We start from the raw sequence: 7,395 nt of genomic DNA on the forward strand, positions 1-7,395 counted from the left end.
GTTGAAGCATGGTACCCCATGGGCTTCATCATGCCCAAGCATCACATGCACAATTTGTCATCTAACTGTCAGTTGAGCAAAAACGGCAGTGCCGGCTCCACGGCCGGCACTCCAATAAATTAGCGCGATGCGACTGATACAGCATAGCAAACGCTTCGTCTCACCATTTAAAAAATATCCCCCCGCGGCTAGCCGCAAGGGGTGTGCTGAACTACTGATTAGCGCGATGCTCAATCAACTCATCAACTACAGACGGGTCTGCCAAGGTACTGGTATCCCCTAAACCGTCACACTCATTGGCTGCAATCTTGCGCAAGATACGGCGCATAATTTTACCTGAACGTGTCTTAGGCAGGCCTGGTGCCCACTGAATGACATCTGGCGAGGCAATAGGACCTATATCCTTACGTACCCACTGAGTAAGTTCTTTCTTCAGTTCATCGGTGGGGTCGATACCATCGCTCAGCGTCACATAAATGTAGATACCCTGTCCTTTTATATCATGCGGGAAGCCCACTACCGCCGCTTCTGCCACTGACGGGTGCGCCACTAAAGACGACTCAATTTCAGCGGTACCCATACGGTGGCCGGAGACATTGAGCACATCATCTACGCGGCCAGTAATCCAGTAGTAGCCATCTTCATCACGACGGCAGCCATCACCGGTAAAGTACATCCCATCATAGGTAGAGAAATAGGTTTGCACAAAACGTTCGTGATCGCCCCAGATCGAGCGCGCTTGGCCTGGCCAGGACTCAAGGATCACCAGGTTACCTTCGGTGGCACCTTCCATTTCATGGCCTTCGTTATCCACCAGCGCTGGCTTCACCCCAAAAAAGGGCACGGTGGCCGAGCCTGGTTTGAGATCAGTAGCACCAGGCAACGGCGCAATCATGATGCCACCGGTTTCGGTTTGCCACCACGTATCCACGATGGGGCAGTTCTCGTTACCAATAACTCGATAGAACCACTCCCAGGCTTCCGGGTTGATTGGCTCACCTACCGAGCCTAGTAAACGCAACGAATCACGCTTGCTAGAATCCATCACATTATCGCCATGGGCCATCAAGGCACGTACGGCAGTAGGAGCAGTGTAAAGGATATTAACCTGATGTTTATCGACAATTTCACCCATACGACCATGGGTCGGATAGCTTGGCACCCCTTCAAACATCAGCGTAGTGGCACCATTGGCAAGCGGACCATAGACAATATAGCTATGCCCGGTTACCCAACCAACATCCGCCGTGCACCAATAGATCTCACCTTCTTGGTAGTCAAAGATATATTGATGCGTCATGGCCGCGTAGGTAAGGTAGCCACCGGTTGTATGCTTCAAACCTTTCGGCGCACCGGTAGAACCGGAGGTATACAGAATAAACAGTGGATCTTCAGCACCCATGGCTTCTGCAGGGCACTCGGTTGACTGCTTGTCGACTAATTCGTCAAACCAGATATCGCGACCTTCCTGCCACTCAATATCACCGCCAGTACGCTTCACTACCAGCACATTCTTGCACACATCAGTGCCGTTACGCGTCAGTGCAGAATCAACGTTCTCTTTCAGTGGCACATGCTTACCACCACGTACCGATTCATCGGCGGTAATAACCAACTTGGAGTCAGCACCAATTACCCTCTGAGCAACGGCATCCGGCGAGAAACCACCAAATACAACAGAGTGAACGGCACCGATGCGGGCACAAGCCAGCATCGCCATCGCTGCCTCAGGGATCATCGGCATATATAGTGTAACGGTATCGCCTTTTTTAATACCGAGCGATTTAAGTCCGTTCGCCAACTGGTTAGTGCGCTCGTATAGCTCACGGTAGCTAATATGCTTCGAATCTTCGGGATTATCGCCTTCCCAAATAATTGCCGTTTGATCACCACGCTTTTCTAAATGGCGGTCAAGGCAGTTAGCACTGACATTAAGCTGGCCATCTTCAAACCAGCGGATATCAACATTATCACGTGCGAAAGAGGTGTTTTTTATCTTGGTGGGTGCTTTAATCCAGTCGAGCCGTTTGGCCTGTTCAGCCCAAAAGCTGTCTGGATCTTCCAGCGACTGTTGATACATAGCGCTATATTTATCTTTATCTGCCCACGCACTGGCGGCGATGCTATCGCGTACTGGATAGACGTTTTTATGTTCGCTCATGAAATTGCCTCTGTCCGTGAAAATGCTCTCTCTGGAAAATGGCGCCGGCATTATTATTAGGTGCACCGACCTGTTTAATATTTACCTAGCATAAACCTACCCGAGCCGGCTTCCTCTTAGACATTGGTATTAAGATTTTTTTTATAAAAAACAATATCTTATTTTTGTTTTAAGGTTTAACCAAAGCAGTGTAGACCAAGGTCTGATCACAATAACGGCAGCGATAACGGCGCCCCTTTACCACTAAAGAGTGACGTCTAGCGGTAAAATAGTGAGATTGGCAATGGCACTTATAATGATAAGGTCGAGACTGAGACTGTTGAATATCAAAACGGTGAGTCACGCTTGGCTGTAAACCAAATAGATCCCGCATTACCGATTGCCATTCACGCCCATGGGGTTTCAAGCGCGGGCCATTCTTTAAATGAAACACTAGCCAATGCGCCATTTCATGGGGGATGACTTCGTCAAAAAAGGCACTGCGATTCGCCTCTAATAGCACTGGATTGAACCGCAGACCGCCGCGCCCCAAGTGGGCTTGCCCCGCAGAAGCCCCTTTCAAGTCAAACCACACCTTTGGTGTCGGCAGCTCAGGGTACACTTCTCGGCACCGCTCAAGCGCTTCCGTCACGCGTGTTTGCGCGGCACACTGCAGGGCAGCGACAGATAAAGCCGCCAGCTGTTCTAGAGGCCACGGAGGCAGTGGTGAAGTCTTCATTAGTGATAAACTAGCCGTTAATGGTGTTACTAACGATTGTTACCGATCAGCATCGGTTCCTCAAAGATGACTTTTTAATACGAGGCTCATCATGGCAGAGCGCAATAACATGCCCACAGCAACTTCGCCCGACAATACCCCGCCTCAGCCACTGCTTGAGGATGAGCAACTGGACAGGCTAGATGACTTTTTAGATTCTGAACAGGTGGGTGAAGATGCGCTCGATCTCATTTCTGCCCATGGTTTCTTAGTCGCCTTGGCCGTTGCGCCAAGTGAGTTGCCGTCCACTCAGTGGCTCACAGAGCTGTTTCAAGGCGAGCCAGCTTATCAAGATGACGCTGAGCGCGACGAAATTACCCACTTATTGACACTGCTGAGAGATAACGCTGTGGCGGTGTTGGAACAGGGTGGCCTGCCAGAGCTACCTTTTGAATTAACACTTGATGGGCTGCCCTCAGAAGAGACCCCTATTGGCGACTGGTGCGCAGGCTTCATGGAGGGCGTCTTCAGTGATGAGAGCGCTTGGTTCCAGGATGATGAAGAAGCCGCTGCCACCCTTCTGCTACCTTTCATGCTGCTCTCAGGGCTATTCGATGATGAGCCTGACATGGCAGAAATGGCTAAAGATCAAGCTAACCAGGAGATGCTAGTCGCCCAACTGCCCGAGCTGGTACTTGACCTTTACCTACACTACCGTGTGCCGCCAGAAACTCCTAAACCAAAGCCACGCAAGAAAACCCCGGCTAAAGGTAAAAAGCGCAAGTAAGAAGCGATTCTAAAAAGTAAGCTATTCCAAAATAGTAAGCCATTTAAAAAGTAAGCTATTTAAGGCGAGTAACAATGGCATTCAGCATGCCGTACACCCACTCCTTAGCGCGCTGCCCCCAGGGGCGCGCGGCCCATGCAGCGGCATCCACCTCTTGGCTGACAGCAAAATTACGCTCAAATAGCGCCCGGATATCATCCGCCACCACACTAGACTCGATCTCCTGATTAGCTTCGAGGTTCCAGTGCAGGTTCCAATGGTCAAAGTTGCATGACCCAATGCTGACCCAGTTATCTACCAACACAAACTTGGCATGAATAAACGTTGGCTGAAACTCATAGATACGCACCCCGGCTTTAAGCAGACCTTGATAGTAACGCTGCCCGGCGTAGCGAACGCCTGGGTGGTCATGCTCGCTACCTGGCAGCAACAGGCGCACATCAATCCCTCGGCGAGCAGCACGGGCAAGCCTACGGCGCAACGAAAAGGTAGGTACAAAATAAGGGGTACAGAGCCACAGCCGTTCGCTGGCCTGGCTGACGCGCCCATACAGCGAGTGCCGTATCGCCTGGTAGCGATACCCCCTAGCCGACATTACGCGCCCTGGCACGCCGTCTGGATAGCGCTTAGGAAACCGTTGGTCAACCAGCATTTCCTTATTATCGTGACGCTGTGTTGAATGCTCCTTTTCCGCGCGGGTTAAGCGTGAGCGCCATAGGCGACGAAATAGCTTTTCCCAATCAGCCACTACCGGGCCTTCCATGCGCACCGCAATTTCATACCAAGCGCTCAAGAAATCATCTACCGCACCAAAACCACCGGTAAAGGCAACATCGCCGTCTACTACGACAATTTTACGGTGGTCACGACTTAAGTTACGCGCCAGTGAATGAAAGCCAATAGGGTTGAAAAAACGTAACTGAATGCCAGCTCGCTGCAAACGGGAACGCTCCTCGCGCCCCAAGCCCATGGCACCATAGCCATCCAGCAATAGATAAACCTTTACCCCTCGCTTGGCAGCGTCAATAAGCACCTCACACACTTTATCAGCGAGCCTGCCCGACTCCATAAGATAGAGTTCAACCAGCACATAGTGTTGAGCATGTTGTACCGCATCAAACATGGCAGGTAGAAAACGGGATGCTTCCGGCAACAGGGTAACGCGATTCCCTTCTCGCCACTCATGCTGCATAGAGGTTCCTTATTTCCAGAGTGCTTAATTCCCGAGGGGTTAATCCTCGAGGTAATTAATAACGCTCAGCGGGTCAATGACCGATGGACGTAGAGGTCATAGCGGCTCGTTTTACCCTCAAGGGTATGCTGTGGGGCAGGCCCTTCAATGGGCGGCGCCTTGCGAGGCCTTTTAACAACAACGCGATGCGTAGCCACATCAAGCGCTGCTTCAAGCAGCCGTGGAGCATCATTATCGTCACCGGCCAACTCACGAAACAAGCGCATCTCTTTTTTCACCAGCGCTGATTTTTCGCGATGAGGGAACATTGGGTCAAGGTGGATGACCTGTGGGTCGAAGGCCGCTCCCGCCACTAGCACTGCTAACTGATCAGCAGCATCACCGTGGCAAAGCGCCATACGCGCAGCAATATGTGCGATGTCTTCCGATTGCGCGGCTCTAACGAGCCCATCTTGAAGCAGTGCCGCAATGGCTGCCACCCGTTCAATAAGCAGCACAGATGCGCCTAAGCTTGCCAGTACAAAGGCATCACGCCCTAGCCCTGCGGTAGCATCCACGACGCTAGGCGTTACCCCTTTGGTCAACCCACAGGCTTTAGCAACTAGCTGGCCCCGGCCACCGCCAAACTGGCGGCGATGGGCAGCTTTGCCCGCGGCAAAGTCCACACTTAGCGGCTTGCCATACTGACGCTCATCGCCAACAAGTGCTAGCTGGCCATTCACATAGCCAAGGGTCAAACCTGGCGGCAGCATATCAGGGGGCACTATCTGGCTCATGCGGGCTTTTTCCAAGCCACGTCATTGCGTAGATAAACTGGCTGCGCCTCATGGGCTGCCTGCCCCAGCCCTGCTTCTAGATCGCGCATTGCCAGCCAAGCCATCTCTTCTGCTCTTGGCTCAAGGTCGACAAGGTGTTGGGACATACTTGCCTGGACATCAGCACTGAACTGTTCCCAAAGGCTAAAACCTGACCCAACGCCTACCCAATCGAGCTCTTCTGGTGGTAAACGCAGTCCAGCAGGTGCCAATACCGCCTCATCACTCTGTCGGCTTACGCCATCGTTTAAGCAGTGCCAAGTAGCTACGTAGATTTCACCCATGCGTGCATCAAGTGCTGTAACAAGGTGGCGAAAGTGGTAGCGGCGATGGGCCTGTAATGCCAGCGCTTCCAGCGTCGAAACGCCGATAAGGGGGCAACCCAAGCCAAATGCCAAGCCCTGAGCAGCCCCGGCGGCAATACGTAGGCCGGTGAACGATCCGGGGCCGCGTCCAAACGCTATCGCATCAAGCTGTTGGGGAGAAACCTGCGCTTCCGCTAAAACTTCATCCACCATGGGCATCAGTCGACGAGTATGAGCCCGCGGCGTTAATTCAAAGCGCGCTAGGCACTCACGCTGCGTTCCCTGTTGGCGTAGCAGCGCTGCTGAGCAGGCGCTAGATGAAGCGTCCAGCGCAAGAAGGAGTGATGACATAGCCGTTTCGCACCCAGTAGAAATAGACATTTATTATACCTGTGCATCTTGCACCCATGCATCTTATACCCCGTGCACCACCCAAACCGCGATGACCCGCACAAGGCGGGCCATCGAGTGATTATTCCTGAGCAAGAAGCCGCTTAGTTAAGCGCTTCTTTTACTTGGCGGGTAATGTCGGCAACACTACCCACACCTTCCACTCGGTGGTATTCAGGAGCGGCTTGAGGATCCTCCTTGGCCCACTGCTGATAGTACTCAACTAACGGGGCGGTCTGGTCGTGGTACACCGACAGTCGATTACGCACGGTGGACTCTTGATCGTCCTCACGCTGAATCAGCGTTTCGCCCGTCACATCATCAATACCAGGCTCTTTAGGTGGGTTGTGCTCGACGTGATACACCCGGCCCGATGCTGGATGCACACGCCGACCAGCCAAGCGGCTAACAATCTCCTCGTCAGGCACGGCGATCTCCAGCACGTGATCAAGTTTCACGCCCCCCTCTTTCATTGCATCCGCTTGGGGAATGGTGCGGGGAAAGCCATCGAATAGAAAGCCGTTCGCGCAGTCAGGCTGGCCAATCCGCTCTTTTACCAGATCAATAATGATCTCATCCGACACTAATCCGCCACTATTCATAATCTCTTTTACTTTGAGGCCAAGCTCAGTGCCATCCTTAATTGCCGCGCGCAGCATATCCCCGGTGGAAATCTGGGGAATCTTAAACTGCTCACAAATAAACTGAGCTTGAGTCCCCTTCCCCGCGCCGGGGGCACCCAACAGGATTAAACGCATGGCATTGCTCCTTGAATAATCGTTTTTGAATGAAAGTATCTGAATGCTAGCAACAAGCTAAGTCGATGAATTGACAATAACCGTGCCGTTCAGGCGACACAACTCCCCAAAAGCCTGAGAACACGATTTTTTAGCGTTTTTTTGAGTGAAAACAGCAAAGTGACGACTCCTTGTACTTTGGTCACCCTTATTTTGGCAATTTATGCCTGCCATAAACACAAGCGGCGCCCTAAAAGGGCGCCGCTTGTGGCTTGCTCCAACAATGCTTACAGCAGTAAACGACGGATATC

Annotated in this window: 8 protein-coding genes; 1 reads left to right on the top strand and 7 read right to left on the bottom strand. The window is 52.2% G+C overall.

Annotated elements, in window-relative coordinates; all coding sequences use genetic code 11:
- Positions 1 to 211: 211 nt before the first annotated feature.
- The gene (acs, locus tag CPA45_RS15630) at positions 212 to 2,161 is read right to left on the bottom strand and encodes an acetate--CoA ligase (protein WP_096653048.1); all 1,950 of its coding nucleotides are present in this window, start codon (positions 2,159 to 2,161) and stop codon (positions 212 to 214) included.
- 169 nt (positions 2,162 to 2,330) lie between these two features.
- Positions 2,331 to 2,879 carry a SprT family zinc-dependent metalloprotease gene (locus tag CPA45_RS15635; RefSeq protein ID WP_096653050.1) on the bottom strand — a complete coding sequence of 183 codons (549 nt, stop codon included), beginning with the start codon at positions 2,877 to 2,879 and terminating at the stop codon, positions 2,331 to 2,333.
- A gap of 91 nt (positions 2,880 to 2,970) precedes the next feature.
- On the opposite strand from CPA45_RS15635, the gene CPA45_RS15640 reads away from it, so the two are divergent.
- Positions 2,971 to 3,645, top strand: coding sequence for a YecA/YgfB family protein (locus CPA45_RS15640; RefSeq protein ID WP_096653052.1), 675 nt, complete (start codon positions 2,971 to 2,973; stop codon positions 3,643 to 3,645).
- A gap of 55 nt (positions 3,646 to 3,700) precedes the next feature.
- On the opposite strand, the gene CPA45_RS15645 is transcribed toward CPA45_RS15640, so the two are convergent.
- The 5 genes from CPA45_RS15645 to CPA45_RS22995 form a co-directional block, all read right to left on the bottom strand.
- Positions 3,701 to 4,837 (bottom strand): phospholipase D-like domain-containing protein, encoded by a 1,137-nt coding sequence (locus CPA45_RS15645; RefSeq protein WP_096653054.1) that lies wholly within the window; start codon positions 4,835 to 4,837, stop codon positions 3,701 to 3,703.
- 65 nt (positions 4,838 to 4,902) lie between these two features.
- Positions 4,903 to 5,613 carry a class I SAM-dependent methyltransferase gene (locus CPA45_RS15650; protein WP_096653056.1) on the bottom strand — a complete coding sequence of 237 codons (711 nt, stop codon included), beginning with the start codon at positions 5,611 to 5,613 and terminating at the stop codon, positions 4,903 to 4,905.
- Positions 5,610 to 6,308, bottom strand: a complete 699-nt coding sequence (gene tsaB / locus CPA45_RS15655) for a tRNA (adenosine(37)-N6)-threonylcarbamoyltransferase complex dimerization subunit type 1 TsaB (RefSeq protein ID WP_096653076.1) — start codon at positions 6,306 to 6,308, stop codon at positions 5,610 to 5,612. The genes CPA45_RS15650 and tsaB overlap by 4 nt, the downstream gene beginning before the upstream one ends.
- 143 nt (positions 6,309 to 6,451) lie before the next feature.
- Positions 6,452 to 7,105 carry an adenylate kinase gene (adk, locus tag CPA45_RS15660; RefSeq protein WP_096653058.1) on the bottom strand — a complete coding sequence of 218 codons (654 nt, stop codon included), beginning with the start codon at positions 7,103 to 7,105 and terminating at the stop codon, positions 6,452 to 6,454.
- A gap of 57 nt (positions 7,106 to 7,162) precedes the next feature.
- The coding region (locus CPA45_RS22995; protein ID WP_208858528.1) for a hypothetical protein at positions 7,163 to 7,395 on the bottom strand (233 nt) is incomplete at its 5' end.

Source organism: Vreelandella nigrificans (genome assembly GCF_002374315.1).
In the GTDB taxonomy this organism is placed as follows: domain Bacteria; phylum Pseudomonadota; class Gammaproteobacteria; order Pseudomonadales; family Halomonadaceae; genus Vreelandella; species Vreelandella nigrificans.